This window comes from Myxacorys sp. (genome assembly GCF_059501405.1).
In genome coordinates, this window is sequence record NZ_JCACCM010000195.1 from 19,421 (window position 1) to 35,251 (window position 15,831).

Below are 15,831 nucleotides of genomic sequence, written 5' to 3' on the forward strand. Positions count from 1 at the left end.
GTGGTAGCCTACCGATCCACGCCAAGCCGATGATGGTTTGTACGAGGCACTAAAAGCTGGAAAATTTTCTATGTACTCAACTCGCGCCAAATGGGTAAATGACGATGGCACTGCGATCGTGGGGAAAATCAAAGGGTTAAACGATTTGCTGAACGAAGGCTACGACAAGTTAAAAGACTACACCGAGGCACATCCTGACATTAAGAAAACTTGTAAGCAGTAATACGTCGTCATTGACTGCTATAGCCGTTATCACCTAGGTTAGGACAGAGAGCAGAGGTAGAAACTTTAAATGAAGGCATCATCCCTCTACTTTTGTCCTGAAGGAAATGGCGACAGCTATACATCACCAAAGTATGAGAAGTGCCCTACGGTAACACCTCGTACGAGAAAGAAATCAAAGGCTTTTTCATCCCTCCCCTTCCCTCAACTATTTAACGCTCGTTGAGTGGGTGCGTCAGCAACTCCAGTGAGGCTGAGCTTGGCAGAGCGTTGAAAGGCAATCAGCGCTGAGCGAGTTGCCGTGCCAAAAATACCATCGATCGCACCAGGATTAAATCCTTTGCGTTTTAGTTTTTGCTGCAACGCCACCACAAGCGGGCCTCGATTCCCTTGCGCTAACCAAAGATAGCCTTGGGTAAAATCTCGCAATGAAGCGATCGGGCCATTAAAGCGATTCACATCAACCCCGCCCTGCACACCTGAAATGCGACCAGAATCAGAATACTGCCAAAAGACCCACTGCGACCAATTTCCAGGGAGTATCGGTCGATCAACCTCGTATTGAGCAATCCACAAAGGATGGCCGCGAAACGCGTCCGAGTTATTGAGCGCGTTTTCCCAAAACCCCAACGAGGTATAGATAATAGCTTGGCGCTTTGTGGCAGTTTCAACGACTCGTAGCCATTGAGCGATGCGATCGTTGAGTTCTCGCGCTCCCACGCCATCGCTCACTTCTACGTCTAGCACGGGGGGCAAGTCTCCGAGCGCCGTTTTCGCAGTTCTCAAGAACGTGTTGGCTTGAGCGACCGGATCGGTTTGGGGACGAAAGAAGTGATAGGCTCCCCGCACTAGACCTGCGGCTTTCATGCCTGCCCAGTTTGCGGCAAAGGTTTCCGACACCAGGGTTTGTCCTTCTGATGCTTTGGCAACGCCAAAAGAAACGCCTGACTTGGCAACCGCTTGCCAATCGACGCGACCTTGATAATCTGAAACATCAATTCCTAACAGCATGGTAATTCAGGCAATGACAGCAATAACAGTGATGAGCATTCCGATCCTAAAGTTTCTTTGAAGCGTCGCCGATCGCATCAATCTTAGCTAAATTAAGAAAAGCCATTTTGCGGTCTGTCCTCATCATCTTTTTTTCATAGCGTTGCTAACGCTGTCGCAACTTTTGAGAATAGAAAGACGCAGACTCTGTGCCTTTTGTGCATTCTTGCGTAAATTTAATCAAGTGATGAGCCACTAATCCGACATGAATCACTTGTTCAATTTTCGTTTGCTTTAGCGCTGGCTTTGCCATTGCCCAAAACGTTTTCCGATAGTTTCCAAACACTCCTACTTGCAACAAGATTTTCGCCAGCATGGTTAGACCTTTACGGACCTTCTCAGGAGACGTGCGAGCAGGGCTGTTAGGAACCTTAATACGATTGGGGTAGGTATGCTCACACTGATAAGCAAAACGTTCGTAGAGAAAGTCTGGAGCATAAGCCGTCGCGATGCAGCGTCGCCACATTTCCATCACTTGCTCATACGGCATGAGAAACTCGACATTCGATTCGCGCCCCTGATCAGACACAATCCGCCCTTCTTGCTGCAATCGATCCCAAAGCGGCGTTTTTGGCAGTGCGTAGAGGAGATTAATCGTGAGCATTGGAATTTGAGACAAGCGAATGAAGTCTAAGATGCGATCGCACGTCTCTGGCGTATCGGTATCCAATCCTAAAATAATGCCAGATACAACCTCCATGCCATAGCTATTTATAATCTTAATCGCATCCAAAATTGGCATACTGAGATTATGCAATTTAGAGATTGCTCGTAACGCTTCTGGATCAGGTGTTTCAATACCGCAGAACACGGTGCAAAAATAGGCTTCTCGCATCATCTCAAGCAGCTTTGGGTTCTGAGCCAAATTCAATGTGGCTTCGCAAGCAAACTGCACTGGATAACCATTTGCTTTCTGCCATTCGATCAAATGAGGTAACAGTTCTGAAATCGCTTTGCGATTACCAATGAAGTTATCATCGACAAAATAAACGGCACCAGGATTTCCTGCTTCTAGCATGGCATCCAACTCACGCAGAAGTTGTTGAGGCGTCTTCAACCGTGGATTGCGACCGTATAAAGTTGGAATATCACAAAATTCACACTGGTAGGGACAGCCACTCGAATACTGAACGTTGGCTAGAAAATAATGATCTAAATTGAGCTTGTGATAGGCCGGAGTTGGAAACTCGGTGAGCGGCAAGCGATCGCGGGTTTCAAATCGAATTTGCGATGTCGGACGCTCGGAGTGCTGATCGAGATACTCAATCATGCGATCGCTCGCGTCTCCCAATTCACCAACATGCAAAATATCGAAGTCAGGATAATATTCAGGACACCCAGAAACGGACGGACCGCCCACCACCGTTATTTTTCCAGCTTCATGCGCTAGATCATTAATATGATTGATTTGCGGGCGCTGAATATGCATGCCGCTCACAATCACAACGTCTGCCCACGCATACTCTGCCCGCGTCGCCGCTCGAATATTCTCATCGACAAACCGCACGTCCCATTCTTCGGGCAGATAAGCGGACACCACTAAGAGACCTTGAGGCGGCATAAATGCCTGAACGCCCCTTAATCCGTAGGCATGATGAAAGGTTCCAAACGAGCGACTGTATTTGGGGAAGACGCACAAAATTCGTCGATGGTTTTGCGGCTTGTAGCGCGATCGTTGAGGCAAATCGGCTTGCTGAGGAGATGAAGTCGATTGGGGGGCGTCTAGAATATCTGTCATCGAGATTGCTCCTCACGAGTTCAGGTTTAAGAAGATGGGCAAAATAGCCGAAGAGAGCGCTACTTTTACGCTAATTTCTCGCTAGTGTAACAATTCTCGAATGAATAAATCATCATCACTTCGCAACTTTAATTGCGACAGAACGTTACCGATCAACCGCGACTTAGATTTAGTTTTATTCGTAATATTTTTAAATGTTTCACTTCCTATCGATTGGTATGGGTAGCCGTTTTTCTTAAAACCATTGATCGACTCTATCTATAGAGGGATGAAGACAGGATACTTACATCGTGGTTGCTGATGAATTTCAAGGAAAATTCAGTAATTTTGACGGCGCACTGTGATTCTATTCGTCACACCTCAATCGCTACCCTACTGCTTTGTAAGGATCTTTGGTCATGTCCAACGCTTTCGACTCGGCTGCTCCTATCAACCCCTACACACTTGACCCTACAGGTTGGACAGTTTCAGAAACAGAATTTAACCCGCAACGCCTCCACGCTCAAGAAACGGTCTTTACAATTGGCAATGGATATCTCGGAACTCGGGGTGCATTTGAAGAAGGCTACCCCAACGAAAATGCAGCCACGCTGGTTCACGGAATGTTTGATGACGTTGCCATCTGCACAACAGAAATAGTCAATTGTCCCAACTGGCTGCCGCTGACCATTAAGGTCAACGGAGAGGCATTTCGGCTCGATTCAGGAACCATTTTGAGCTACGATCGCCGCCTCAATCTGCGACTCGGATTACTCATGCGCTCTCTCCGGTGGCAAAGTCCCGCCGGACACATTCTCGATTTTCGCTTTGAGCGGTTCTGTAGTGTTGCCGATCCACATGTCCTGTCCTTGCGATGTCACGTCACATCGATTAATTTTACGGGCGATGTGGAGATTGAATCTGGCTTTGAGACAGAGCCAGAAACGCAAGGAGTGCCTCACTGGAAAACGCTGCAACAGGGCAGTATCAACAACGTTATTTGGCTGTTGTCTGAAACGATGCATTCGGCGCTTCAGCTAGGCATGACGGCGAAAATTGTGGTGTTGGCAGAAGATGGAATTTTGCCAATGCAGGGGAAGTCTAGTCAGCCAACGCTGACGACAACCGTTTCCATTACAGAAAACCAAACGATTACCATCGAGAAGACTGTTACGCTCTACACCTCGCGTGATACAGAAACTCCGTTAGAAGCGGCTCTAAACCGATTGGCGACAACCGCACGCTACCAAACAACGTTTGCCGCCCATATTGCGGCTTGGGGCATGACTTGGCAGAACTGCGATATCGAGATTGAAGGCGATCCGACGGCTCAGGTGAGTGTGCGATATAACTTGTTTCAGTTGTTAATTGCCGCCTCTGGAAGCGACGATCGCGTGAGTGTTCCGGCTAAAACGCTGTCTGGATATGCGTACCGAGGACATGCCTTCTGGGATACAGAAATCTTTGTTACTCCATTTTTTAGCCTGACCCAGCCGCACATTGCTCGTAATCTCCTCAACTACCGCTATCACAATTTGGCGGGGGCACGTTGCAAGGCGCAAGCTGCCGGATTTGAAGGCGCACTGTTTCCTTGGGAGAGCGCAGGCAGTGGAGATGAGGTCACACCCCGTTGGGTTCCTGGACAAAACGGAGAGTTGATTCGGATTTGGTGTGGTGATATTGAGCTGCACATTTCTGCTGATGTTGCCTATGCGGCGTGGCAGTATTGGAAAGTAACAGGCGATGATGAGTGGATGCGCGATCGCGGTGCAGAACTGGTACTAGACACAGCTAAATTTTGGGGAAGTTGCGCAACCTGGAATGCTAGCGATCGCACCTATGAGATCAAGGACGTAATTGGTCCTGATGAGAACCATGAGCATGTGGATAACAACGCCTTTACAAACGGCATGGTGCAATGGAATTTGCGATCGGCACTTGAACTTTGGGATTGGCTGTCTCATGCGTATCCAGAAGCAGCCGTTCGATTAGAAACGTCGCTCAACCTCACACCAGAACGGTTTGAGCAGTGGTCAGACGTTGCGAAATCGCTGGTTATGCGCCGCGATCGCGAGACGGGGTTGATTGAGCAATTCGATGGATTCTTTGATTTAGAAGATATCAATTTCGCCGATTACGAACCCCGAACGACTTCGATGCAAGCTCTGCTGGGCATCGAGCCAACCAATCAGCGACAGATTCTCAAACAACCCGATGTGCTGATGCTGATCTATTTGCTAAGGCAACAGTTTGACCAAAAGACACTGCAAGCAAATTGGGATTACTACACACCCCGTACCGATCTCAAATATGGTTCGTCTTTGGGTCCAGCCGTTCAAGCGATTCTAGCGTGTGACCTCAATCAACCTGAAGATGCCTACAGTCACTTCCTGCGGGCTGCCCTTGTTGATTTGGAAGATGTGCGACTCAATGCGGCAGAAGGAATTCATGCGGCGTCCGCGGGTGGAGTTTGGCAGACTGTAATTTTCGGCTTTGGTGGCATTCGGTTGACGGAGTTTGGTCCAATCGCCTGTCCTAATCTGCCGTCTAACTGGACTCGTCTCAAGTTCCGCCTCAAGTGGCGCGCTCAGTGGCATGAATTTGACCTGACGCCCCATCACGCTGAGGTTACTTTCGATGCGATCGCAGCAGAACGCCCTGTAGAAATCGCGAAGGATACAGTAACGGTTCATCGGGTTTGAGTGAGCCAAGACTGATTAAACTTCTTGCAAATTTCTTTGCCCCTCAGTTCCAGCCCCTTCCCTAAACGTGGGAGAAGGGGTTAGGGATGAGGGCCGATTCTTATCCTCAAACAAATCGAGACCTTAAACAAATCGCGTCAGTTGAACGCGGTATCGGTCCTTCTTCGTCACCATCACATCTCCAACTTCGACTCGACCCTTACCCCGAATCGCGATCAGATCTCCGGCCTTAACGATGTGACTAGAAGAGGTGGTATCTTTCCAGTTCACACGCACATCGCCGCTGTTAATGAGATCCGCCATTTTGCTACGCGACATGCCAAAGCCAGCAGACGCGATCGCATCGAGTCTCATCGACGCTTCCACGGTCGTTAGTTCTTTCTTCTTCGGCTCCCGAATCTTCAGTTCGCTGAGCGAAATTGCTTGTGTTTTCACCGGAACCGATCGCACTTGCTGCAAACTAGATTGTAAGAAATCCACTAGTTCTGGAACGACGATCGCTTGTGCCCCACGTTCTCCTAGTACCACAATGTCACCCACTTTCTCCCGCACTAGTCCTGTTCCGAGCAGTGCGCCTAAGAAGTCTCGATGAGAGGCGGGATCAAAGAGGAAATTTCCGGCAATTTCAAGGGCAGCAAGCTCAACTTGATCGGTTTCTAGAGGAAGGTCAGGACGGGCGATCGCAAGACGCTTTCGTTCTGCTTGCGGATAGCCGCCCCATCCAATCAACTGCACCTCGGTCAATCGACTAAAGGCCTGCTGCACCTCGGCGAATTCAGGGGGCGATAGAAAATCGCTTTGAACAACCTCCCACGTTTTAATCGCCTGTTCGGCCTGGTCGATCACTCGCGCCACAGTGTCTCGATTTTCTATACCTTTAAGCAGGTCTTCTCGCGGTAGCATGTAAATGTCTCAATCGTGCTAGGACACTTCATTGTATCGAAGATAGTCCTGGCTCAGAGCAACCCTGCTATTTGCAATTGCGATGACTCAAGCCAAACAGCGTTTTCTAAGCTTTGACGACTATCTGACTTATGACGATGGCACAGATGCACTATACGAACTGTTTAACGGAGAATTAATCGAAGTGCCCCCAGAGTCAGGACAAAATACAGAAATTGCTGTCTTTCTACTGCTACAGTTCGCTGCGATCGTCGGACATATTAGAGTTAGACCGCATGGGCTAGAACTTGAAGTTCGAGGCGAACCCCGCAACCGATATCCTGATTTGACGATTCTTCGAGAAGAGCATGTGCCCCAATTGCAACGTCGCAACACGATTCGGCTTTCGATGGCTCCTCCTATCTTGGTTGTTGAAGTGGTAAGTCCAGGCGAGTTGGTTGTTGAAGTGGTAAGTCCAGGCGAGTTGCAGCGTGACCGTGATTATGTAGCAAAGAGATCGCAGTATGCCGCGATCGCAGTTCCTGAGTACTGGATTGTTGATCCTGAAATCGAGGTAATATCGGTCTGTGAACTAGACAACAGTGAGTATCAGGTGACGCAGTTTCGAGGCAACGATCGTATCGTCTCTCCCAACTTTGACGATCTGCACCTGACCGCAGAGCAAGTGTTAAAAGCAGGAGAATGAGAAGAGTATGAATTTTCAGTCGGTTATTGCTACGTTGCATCAATTTTGGAGCGATCGCGGGTGTCTCATTGTTCAACCCTACGACACGGAAAAAGGGGCAGGAACCAAGAGCCCGCACACATTTTTAAGAGCCATTGGACCTGAACCGTGGTCGGTTGCTTATGTAGAACCCTGCCGCCGCCCTGGCGATGGACGCTATGGAGAAAACCCGAATCGAGTGCAGCATTACTATCAGTATCAAGTGCTGATCAAGCCTTCACCTGATGATATTCAAGAGGTCTATTTAGAGTCGTTGAAAACATTAGGAATCCATCCTGAAGATCACGATATTCGATTTGTGGAAGATAACTGGGAAGATGCGGCAGTCGGCGCGTGGGGTGTCGGTTGGGAGGTATGGCTCGATGGCATGGAGGTTACTCAATTTACCTACTTCCAGCAGTGCGGTGGCCTAGATTGCCGTCCCGTCTCGATCGAGATTACTTACGGGCTAGAACGCCTAACGATGTATCTTCAAGGCGTTAACTCCATTTTTGATATTAAATGGAACGATAAATTGACCTACGGAGACGTGTTTCTTCAAGGTGAAATTGAAAGTTCTACCTATAACTTTGAAGCCTCGAATCCAGAATTGTTGTTTACGTTGTTCAAACTGTATGAACAAGAAGCCCAACAATTGATGCAGAAAGAATTAGTTCTACCTGCTTATGATCAGGTGTTGAAATGCTCTCACACGTTTAACTTACTAGATGCACGAGGCGTTATTTCCGTAACAGAACGTGCTCGTTACATTGGTAGGGTTCGCAATTTGGCAAGACAAGTTGCACAACTTTATTTGAAGCAGCGTGAAGCAGCAGGATTTCCGCTATTAAAAGGTGAGGCTGCGTCTGTAAATTGATTTCGAGATCTGCGATCGCTTTGCATTAAAAAGCTAGCGCTCCACGTGGATCTTTATTTAAAGGACATCTGAAATGAAGTTGTTCTTAACTGTAACTCGCTCTAAAATATTGCAGAAGAAATAAATAGAAGTGAAGAAATACAAGCCTTCCAAATGCATCTTTAGGCATTCTTTGCTTCGTAATTATTATGCATGTTGTACAAAGTCGCGCAGCTTTGCTCTCAAGTCATCAGTAATTAAGGGGAAGGCATTGATTTCTTTTATGATGGATGCTCTGGTTCTTCCTTCTTTTAGCATCTGTTGCACAACACTCTTAGCAATCTCATCAACACCATACTTGGCGATCGCACTGGAAAGAGTAGTGAGAATTCCAAGAATGGCTAATCCTCCCAGCATTCCAAATGGTCCTCCCAATGCTGCTAGTGCTGTTGTTAATGCAGCAGCCCCAGCAAATCCTGTAAAACCCATCACAATCACCAAAACTAATCCGGCTACTCCCAAGCCTGCAATTTTACTTACTAATTCATCCATTTCTAGAAGCCTCTCTAGATTTCTGCGTGTTTACAGTGCCCAGCATACCTACTTGATATATGAATTAAGGAAGAGGCTTGAGTGATTGTTCTTATTTTTACAGTGAGAATAGACAGCTCTGTATGAACTTCACGTAGAATCTTAAAAATTATTAGAAGCATGAATTGAGGAGAATACGATGTCGTCTAGTTTGAGTCAAACTCTAGAGTCGATCGCGGCGTGGTTTCGCAGCTTCAATATTCCAGAGCCGATTGTGCATTGGGGACACCCTGCCATGATGGCGATCGTAGTTCTCGTTATGGGAAGCTTTGTGGCGTGGACAGGATGGCGCGGTCGATTATCGAGCGATAAAGAAGTTGCTGCTAAAAGTCGGCTTGAGCATCGTAAAATTGCGCCCGCAATGACACTGTTTCTAGCTTTAGGGTATACCGGAGGCGTATTGTCATTGGTGATGCAGCAAAAGCCAATTTTAGAGAGTCCGCATTTTTGGACAGCAAACATTGCGCTAGGCTTCTTGTTTCTAAATGGCATTATTGCCTTCACTAATTTCGGTGGAAACAAACCCAGTTTACGGATGTTCCATGCTTATTTAGGTAGCGCTGCAATGGGTGTTCTACTGCTTCATGCCTTCTTTGGAATCAGACTTGGATTATCTATCTAAACGTTGTCTCGATAAAGAATGAGGAATGAGAGATGAAAGCCAATCCTCATTCTTTATCGAGAAGTGCCGCCGCAAGCGTCCTTAATCCCCTAGTTCAAAATCGACAGACCATTAGAAAGACGGGGTACTCTAAGTCAGTTTTTGTGATTTAGAGAAGAAATTCATGGCTGTGACAAGTGTAGCAATCTGGTGCTTGGCTTACATTTTAGGGCTGATGGCAACTGCCTTTCCCTGGGGTGGAGCCGCTGTTTTAGGGTGTGCAACGATCGCTGCATTTATCGTGCCTCGAATTAAACCAGGATACTTTCCAGCAAAAATCTGGCTCATTGCAGGCGTGATTGGAGTGCTAGCGAGTTTCTATTTACCGTTGCGATCGCCCCAACCTAGCGCTCATGATGTCAGTCGTTTCGCCACTGACGCGAGACAAGAAATGACGGTTTACGGTCGGGTCGCAGAATTGCCGAGACTGACGCGGAGTGGAAAATCGCAAGTGTGGTTAGCGGTCAGTGGAGTAGCGTCAACCGACGAAAAAGTGGACGGCAAACTTTACGTAACGATGCCGCCAGTCATGGCGAAAGATTTGTATCCAGGAGCCGCGATCGCACTCACTGGATCGCTCTACAAACCTAAACCGGCTCTGAATCCCGGCGGATTTGATTTTCAGAAATACCTGGCTCAGGAAGAAAGTTTTGCAGGATTTAAGGCAACAACCGTAGAGCGCCTAGAACCAACGCAGAAACTGGGTTGGGGACTATGGATGGTTCAGCAGAGAATTATTAAATCTCAAGCAGATCGATTGGGAAGCCCCGAAGGCGCGTTGCTCAGCGCAATGGTGCTAGGAGGCCGCGTGGTCAACATTCCGTTTGATGTGAAAGATGCGTTTACCAAGATTGGATTGAGTCATGCTCTCGCCGCATCGGGCTTTCAAGTGTCGTTAATTCTGAGCGTTGTGTTAACTCTGACTCGGCGGTTTCCTAAACTGGTGCAAGTGGCTTGCGGGATGGCAGGACTGATGATCTTTCTCGGACTTGCAGGAGTTCATCCTGCTGTGCTTCGAGCCGTCTTCATGGGATTTGCGATTTTAATCGGAGTTGCAGCCGATAAACAAGTCAAGCCGATTGGTTCATTGCTCTTAAGTGTGACAATCCTGCTATTTATCTATCCGACTTGGATCTGGAATCTAGGATTTCAGCTTAGCATTCTCGCAACTTTAGGTTTACTCGTTACCGTTCCGATATTAACAAAATGGTTAGATTGGCTACCTAGCGCGATCGCACCTCTCTTCGCTGTCCCGATTGCTGCATATATTTGGACATTACCTCTACAGCTCTATGCTTTTGGCATTGTTTCGCCGTATAGCATTTTAGTGAATGTGATTGTCACGCCACTTATTTCTATTCTTAGTATTGGTGGTTTTATCAGCGCGATATTAGCGTTAGCATCAGAATCCATTGGCAGCTATGCGGCATGGCTATTCTACTATCCGACACATTGGTTGATTGCGATCGTCATCTTCTTTTGCAAATTACCTGGAAACTCGGTTGCCCTTGGAACCATTTCTAGTGTGCTGACCTTAGCCTTATATGGATTGATTTGCTTACCTTGGTTGCAGCCGCGATGTCAACGTTGGTGGGGGCTGATTCTTTTGGTAGGCATTAGTTTAGTGTTTATTCCGGCAGGCTATGCGAGAGCAAATTTATTGCAGGTGAGCGCGATCGCAACGAATCGCGATCCGATCCTGATTATTCAAGATGGAGGACGAGTCGGATTAGTTAATACAGGGGATGCGGCGACTGCAAGTTCGACGGTGCTGCCGTTTTTGCAAAAGCAAGGCGTAAATCAGATCGATTGGGCGATCGCGGCGAATCCCTCTAATCCCAATGGGTGGGCTACGCTTCTAGACACATTACCGATTAAAGCGTTCTATGATTTGTCTGATGCAAATCAGCCTGCCTTGAATCCGCAAGCGATGCGATCGCTGGAGAAGCAGCACAGCCAGTATGTTCAGCTAACTGAAAACATTGCTTTGGGTGCGGTCGCCGTTCGTCCGCTCAGCCTTAATCCAACAATTGTTCAGTTTCAAATTGGGCAGCAGCGTTGGCTGTGGCTCAAAGATGTTCCTAGCGATCAGACAGAACTTTCTGAAGTCGATCTGCAAGGCAATCAAATCTTGTGGTGGTCTGGAAAAGCGTTACCGCCAACGCTGCTGAAGACACTCTCGCCAAAAAGCGCGATCGCTTACGCTCAGGTGAGTTCTCGAACCTACAATCAGTTGCAGCGCGTTGGAACCTCGGTCTACCGGACGGCTCAAACGGGCGCAATTCAATGGACGCCAAAGCTAGGGTTTAAGACAACTTTAGAATCGGGCGAAGCAGACGCCGCACTCTTGTAGTATCATGGATAGCTGTGGGTATGAGTTACGCTTACTCATAGCTCTGGAGAGGTGTCCGAGCGGTTCATGGTGACGCACTCGAAATGCGTTTTGGGGAAACCCAACGGGGGTTCGAATCCCCCCCTCTCCGTTTCAATTCAGCCAATATTGACAGGCAAGCACTACTGACGTGAGTGCATAAAGCAGATCCCATTAGAATCGATCGCATAGAGATGAGTCATCGCACACGGTTCTCTGTCGGTTCTAACCTGCTTAGCCGAGATTCTTACTAAAAGATTACTGCTAGCTTCGCATAGACTGTAGTGCTTCTATAAACTGTAGTACCTCTGTCGCTCCTGCTTTTCTTGAACCCACGCTTATCGCTGTTTTGAGCATAAATCTCTATTGACAATAAACTATGGGTTTTGCTAATGAAAAATTTGTGATAGAGTGCAGAGGTATTGCAATTCCTAAGAAGTTAGGCCTTTGCAGTAAGTAGCTTCTTTTCCACCTATATAGGGCCATCAAGCTAAAGCGGTCAGGGTCTGTGCGCCTGCTAAAGCACATTCGCAGACAGCTATTGGTCCGCTGCTCTATAAAAAGGCAGCGTTAACTAAATCTAGTCAGGCTAAATTCCTTAATGAGGCTCAGCAGTCATTGAAAATTCAAGCGTTAGAAGTTAAGGTCGGCGATCGCATTCTTGCTTACTGCAACAACAAGATGCAAGTCTGTAAGGTAAAGCACATTTTAGAGCCTGGTCGGAGCAATGTCACTCTGTCAGTTTCTACAACTGAACATTCCCGAAACTCGCTTTCCCGTGTCATTCGCTTTAGCGGAGATGCGCTAGTCGAACTTCAAGCTAAGAGTTAGCAAAGCCGTTTCTGCGGGAGTAACCAGTTCAGCGATGCACCTTGTCTGTCAACAGCAGACACTATTTGCATGGATATAATATGCATCGCGACTGGCTGCTGTCCGCTTGCCGTCTATTTATATAGAAATGCTTACTTAATGTAGGAGGGATTATGTCAAAAGAGAAGAAAGGCAACAAGGAATCTAAAAAGCCGAAAGCCCAGTCTGATGGCAAAAAGCCAAAGAAAGACCCTAAAAGATACGATGGGCTGGGAGGCAATTAGCCTAATCCTGGTTTAATTTTAGTTTTTTCGTCCATTTGCAACACTCCGCTTTGCAAAAGTGTTAGAGTAGACTAGAGAATAGAGTATCGGTTGCAGCATTTGTTTTTGGGATTAACGGATTTTTGCGTTTTTCATCGGCAGACTTCTCTCCGAGATTTTACTCCACACACTTCTTTAATTTTGGAGACAGTCTTATGTCGATTTATGTAGGTAACTTATCTTATGAAGTTACAGAAGCAGGTCTAACGTCCATATTTGCAGAGTATGGATCGGTCAAGCGAGTTCAGCTTCCCACTGATCGCGAAACAGGCCGTATGCGCGGCTTTGGGTTTGTAGAAATGGGTGCAGATGCAGAAGAGACCGCTGCGATCGAAGCGCTAGACGGAGCAGAATGGATGGGTCGCGACTTGAAGGTTAACAAAGCAAAGCCCCGTGAAGATCGCGGTGGCGGTGGCTCCTTCGGTGGTGGACGCAGATAATTCTGCGAAGCAACAATTGAACGTTGAGATGGTCAGATCTTAAACCCCGAATTGAACAAGATGGCTTGCTGCTTTGTTCGTCATCTTGTCCCAACTTATAAATCTGATTTTAAGAGGCTCGGGCAGGGATGCTTGAGCCTTTTTTTAATTGGTTGAGTGCGATCGTCGCGATTGGGATTTCTACCTAAGAAAAGCAGAGCTAGCTAACCGAAGCTCGTCATAAACAAATTAGCTTGTACAACAAAGCAAAACACTATGCACACTCTAGATAGACAAATGGGAACACTTCATGCTCACAAGAATGATTACTACCTAGAAGTAGAAGAATTGAAATTCCGAATCTTTGAATTTGATTATCACAAAGTAAAAGAAGGCGACAAGAACGGCTCAGCGCAACTGTTCAGTTATCAGAACAGCATTGATGGTTTCGCTGGCTATGTCTATATGGGAAGCCTTCAAATTGAACCTGCAACTACTAGCGCTTAGGTAGCTAAAGAATATAGGTATATAAAAAAGCAGAGGGGCAGCAACTAGCGCTAGTTGCTGCCCCTCTGAAACTATAGGTTAAGTGCGACGATCGCGCTTATGCAGGAATCAACACGGTATCGATAATATGAATGACACCATTATCAGCCGCAACATCAGGAGTTGTGACGGTAGACTCATTCACTTTGACACCACTGGAAGCATCAATTTTTACATCTGAACCTTGGACCGTAGTAGCTGATTTCAGCTTAACGACATCAGCCGCCATCACTTTACCTTCTACGACATGATAGGTCAAGATTTGCTTAAGTTTTGCCGTGTCCTTGAGCAACCCATCTACTGTTCCTTCGGGAAGCTTAGCAAATGCTTCGTCCGTTGGTGCAAAGACGGTAAAAGGACCTTTGCCTTTGAGCGTATCAACCAAATTGGCAGCCTTGACTGCGGCAACTAGGGTGCTGAATGAACCAGCATTAACGGCAGTATCAACAATGTCAGCCACGTATTCACCTAGTTTTTGTTTTTCGTATCTGTAAATAAGTGTAAACTACTTTCTAAGAAATAGCTTGTGTTTTGTAATACTCGATACGAAATCTCATGAAGCTATTGAACTGAAGGATAAATAACTCGCTCAATGCTTTAGAGGCTGTTGGCTGCAAAGGTGTTGCATTGCTCCGGATCTCCCGTCTCAATGCCTCGCTTAAACCAGCGCGTGCGTTGAGCAGAACTACCATGAGTAAAGGATTCTGGAACGACGCGTCCCCTCGCTTGCTCTTGCAGCCGATCGTCGCCAATCGCGCTTGCCGCACCCAATGCTTCTTCAATGTCACCTTGCTCTAGAATTTGCCGCGATCGCTGGGCGCGATTCCCCCAAACGCCTGCATAACAGTCTGCCTGCAATTCCAGCATTACTGAAAGCTGATTGGCTTCTGTTTTGCTGACCTGCTTTTGCAGCCGTTGCACCTTGTCTGATGTGCCCAATAAATTTTGGACATGATGCCCAACCTCATGGGCAATGACATACGCTTGAGCAAAGTCTCCGGGTGCTTGGTATTTGGTTTGGAGATCGCGGTAGAAACTTAGATCAATGTAAACTTTCTGATCTGCCGGACAGTAGAACGGGCCCATAGCAGAGCGGGCAGATCCGCAGGCAGATTCAACTGCACTTGAAAATAAGACTAATTTTGGCTTTCGGTATGTGCTGCCATTCTGCCGAAAAATCTCGCTCCAAGTGTCTTCGGTGTCTGCTAAAACGACGGAAACAAACTCAGCCATTTGGTCATTGGCTGGAGGTTGTCCGGTCTGCGGATACTGAGTTTGGGGTGCTCTAGGGGCTTGATCGTTAGAGGCTTGGTTGAGAATTACACTGGGATCGCCGCCTAAGAGGGTGACCACGATCGCTAAAACAATGGTTCCGATGCCGCCCCCGACCACTGGGCCAGAGACTCCTCTGCCCCGTCTGTCCTCAACATTCGTACTCCGACGACCATCCTTCCAGTCCATTTTGCAATCTCCAGATTTCTGAAAGCTGTCCAAATCTGGACAATTACAACCAATGCGCGGTAATTCGCAGAGTAGTTATTTAGGTTGTGTCAGGTCATCTATCCAAGGATGAGTGGGTGAGGCGGTTGTTTTCAACTAAATGGAGGTTACGTTAACTAACCACAATCCAGGTATAGGTGAGCATTCCGATTAGGCCCAGCCCAATGACGACTTCTTTCTGCTGGTTCCAAAGAGAATTTAACCCATTGAAGACAAACGCTAGAGACTCTCGACGCTCTTGGTTGAGATCTGCGATTAACACGGCGACTTTGGCATCTACTTCTTCGAGCGACACTTCGCCTCGCTGGTAAGCGGCTTCTAGCTCGTTTAGCTTGCGCCAGTAGTCATTAGTTGCTTGTAATAAATTGGGGATCATGGCAAAAAAGTTGTATTTGTATAGTTTTGTTACAACTCTAGTGCAGTAATTAGGGTGGCGTTCTCTGTAAAGGGTTAGAGT

Annotated in this window: 16 protein-coding genes and 1 tRNA gene; 10 read left to right on the plus strand and 7 right to left on the minus strand. The window is 47.2% G+C overall.

The window, feature by feature from the left end; all coding sequences use genetic code 11:
• Window positions 1–70 precede the first annotated feature (70 nt).
• Window positions 71–223 (plus strand): hypothetical protein, encoded by a 153-nt coding sequence (locus AC5I6P_RS28010; RefSeq protein WP_495697067.1) that lies wholly within the window; start codon window positions 71–73, stop codon window positions 221–223.
• A gap of 203 nt (window positions 224–426) precedes the next feature.
• On the opposite strand, the gene AC5I6P_RS28015 is transcribed toward AC5I6P_RS28010, so the two are convergent.
• Both AC5I6P_RS28015 and AC5I6P_RS28020 read right to left on the minus strand, forming a co-directional pair.
• Window positions 427–1,233: a GH25 family lysozyme gene (locus tag AC5I6P_RS28015; RefSeq protein WP_495697068.1), complete on the minus strand. Its 807-nt coding sequence runs from the start codon at window positions 1,231–1,233 to the stop codon at window positions 427–429.
• A gap of 145 nt (window positions 1,234–1,378) precedes the next feature.
• Window positions 1,379–3,010 (minus strand): B12-binding domain-containing radical SAM protein, encoded by a 1,632-nt coding sequence (locus AC5I6P_RS28020; protein WP_495697069.1) that lies wholly within the window; start codon window positions 3,008–3,010, stop codon window positions 1,379–1,381.
• Between the two features lie 398 nt (window positions 3,011–3,408).
• Between AC5I6P_RS28020 and AC5I6P_RS28025 the strand changes: the two genes are divergently transcribed.
• Window positions 3,409–5,691 carry a glycoside hydrolase family 65 protein gene (locus tag AC5I6P_RS28025; protein WP_495697070.1) on the plus strand — a complete coding sequence of 761 codons (2,283 nt, stop codon included), beginning with the start codon at window positions 3,409–3,411 and terminating at the stop codon, window positions 5,689–5,691.
• 123 nt (window positions 5,692–5,814) lie between these two features.
• Here the strand turns inward: AC5I6P_RS28025 and AC5I6P_RS28030 are convergent, their stop codons facing one another.
• Window positions 5,815–6,594 carry a photosystem II electron transport protein, Sll1252 family gene (locus tag AC5I6P_RS28030; protein ID WP_495697071.1) on the minus strand — a complete coding sequence of 260 codons (780 nt, stop codon included), beginning with the start codon at window positions 6,592–6,594 and terminating at the stop codon, window positions 5,815–5,817.
• A gap of 82 nt (window positions 6,595–6,676) precedes the next feature.
• On the opposite strand from AC5I6P_RS28030, the gene AC5I6P_RS28035 reads away from it, so the two are divergent.
• Complete coding sequence (locus AC5I6P_RS28035; RefSeq protein WP_495697072.1) at window positions 6,677–7,279, plus strand: Uma2 family endonuclease; 603 nt, start codon at window positions 6,677–6,679, stop codon at window positions 7,277–7,279.
• Between the two features lie 7 nt (window positions 7,280–7,286).
• Entirely contained in the window at window positions 7,287–8,174 is an 888-nt protein-coding gene (gene glyQ, locus AC5I6P_RS28040) for a glycine--tRNA ligase subunit alpha (protein WP_495697073.1), read from the plus strand.
• A 186-nt stretch (window positions 8,175–8,360) separates the two neighbouring features.
• Here the strand turns inward: glyQ and AC5I6P_RS28045 are convergent, their stop codons facing one another.
• The gene (locus AC5I6P_RS28045) at window positions 8,361–8,705 is read right to left on the minus strand and encodes a hypothetical protein (RefSeq protein ID WP_495697074.1); all 345 of its coding nucleotides are present in this window, start codon (window positions 8,703–8,705) and stop codon (window positions 8,361–8,363) included.
• A 178-nt stretch (window positions 8,706–8,883) separates the two neighbouring features.
• On the opposite strand from AC5I6P_RS28045, the gene AC5I6P_RS28050 reads away from it, so the two are divergent.
• The 6 genes from AC5I6P_RS28050 to AC5I6P_RS28075 all read left to right on the plus strand — a co-directional run bounded on the left by AC5I6P_RS28050 (window position 8,884) and on the right by AC5I6P_RS28075 (window position 13,835).
• The gene (locus tag AC5I6P_RS28050; RefSeq protein ID WP_495697075.1) at window positions 8,884–9,366 is read left to right on the plus strand and encodes a DUF4079 domain-containing protein; all 483 of its coding nucleotides are present in this window, start codon (window positions 8,884–8,886) and stop codon (window positions 9,364–9,366) included.
• Between the two features lie 163 nt (window positions 9,367–9,529).
• A complete protein-coding gene (locus tag AC5I6P_RS28055; RefSeq protein ID WP_495697076.1) occupies window positions 9,530–11,758 on the plus strand; it encodes a ComEC/Rec2 family competence protein in 2,229 nt (742 codons plus the stop codon).
• A 45-nt stretch (window positions 11,759–11,803) separates the two neighbouring features.
• Window positions 11,804–11,888, plus strand: a tRNA-Ser gene (locus AC5I6P_RS28060).
• Between the two features lie 506 nt (window positions 11,889–12,394).
• Window positions 12,395–12,607 carry a hypothetical protein gene (locus AC5I6P_RS28065; protein ID WP_495697077.1) on the plus strand — a complete coding sequence of 71 codons (213 nt, stop codon included), beginning with the start codon at window positions 12,395–12,397 and terminating at the stop codon, window positions 12,605–12,607.
• A 457-nt stretch (window positions 12,608–13,064) separates the two neighbouring features.
• Window positions 13,065–13,349 (plus strand): RNA-binding regulator, encoded by a 285-nt coding sequence (rbp, locus tag AC5I6P_RS28070; protein WP_495697078.1) that lies wholly within the window; start codon window positions 13,065–13,067, stop codon window positions 13,347–13,349.
• A gap of 255 nt (window positions 13,350–13,604) precedes the next feature.
• Window positions 13,605–13,835 (plus strand): hypothetical protein, encoded by a 231-nt coding sequence (locus AC5I6P_RS28075; protein WP_495697079.1) that lies wholly within the window; start codon window positions 13,605–13,607, stop codon window positions 13,833–13,835.
• 97 nt (window positions 13,836–13,932) lie between these two features.
• Here AC5I6P_RS28075 and AC5I6P_RS28080 read toward each other — a convergent pair whose 3' ends face one another.
• The 3 genes from AC5I6P_RS28080 to AC5I6P_RS28090 form a co-directional block, all read right to left on the minus strand.
• Complete coding sequence (locus AC5I6P_RS28080; RefSeq protein ID WP_495697080.1) at window positions 13,933–14,334, minus strand: fasciclin domain-containing protein; 402 nt, start codon at window positions 14,332–14,334, stop codon at window positions 13,933–13,935.
• A gap of 137 nt (window positions 14,335–14,471) precedes the next feature.
• A complete protein-coding gene (gene ypfJ / locus AC5I6P_RS28085; RefSeq protein ID WP_495697081.1) occupies window positions 14,472–15,335 on the minus strand; it encodes a KPN_02809 family neutral zinc metallopeptidase in 864 nt (287 codons plus the stop codon).
• Between the two features lie 151 nt (window positions 15,336–15,486).
• Window positions 15,487–15,750 (minus strand): hypothetical protein, encoded by a 264-nt coding sequence (locus AC5I6P_RS28090; RefSeq protein WP_495697082.1) that lies wholly within the window; start codon window positions 15,748–15,750, stop codon window positions 15,487–15,489.
• Window positions 15,751–15,831: the final 81 nt, after the last annotated feature.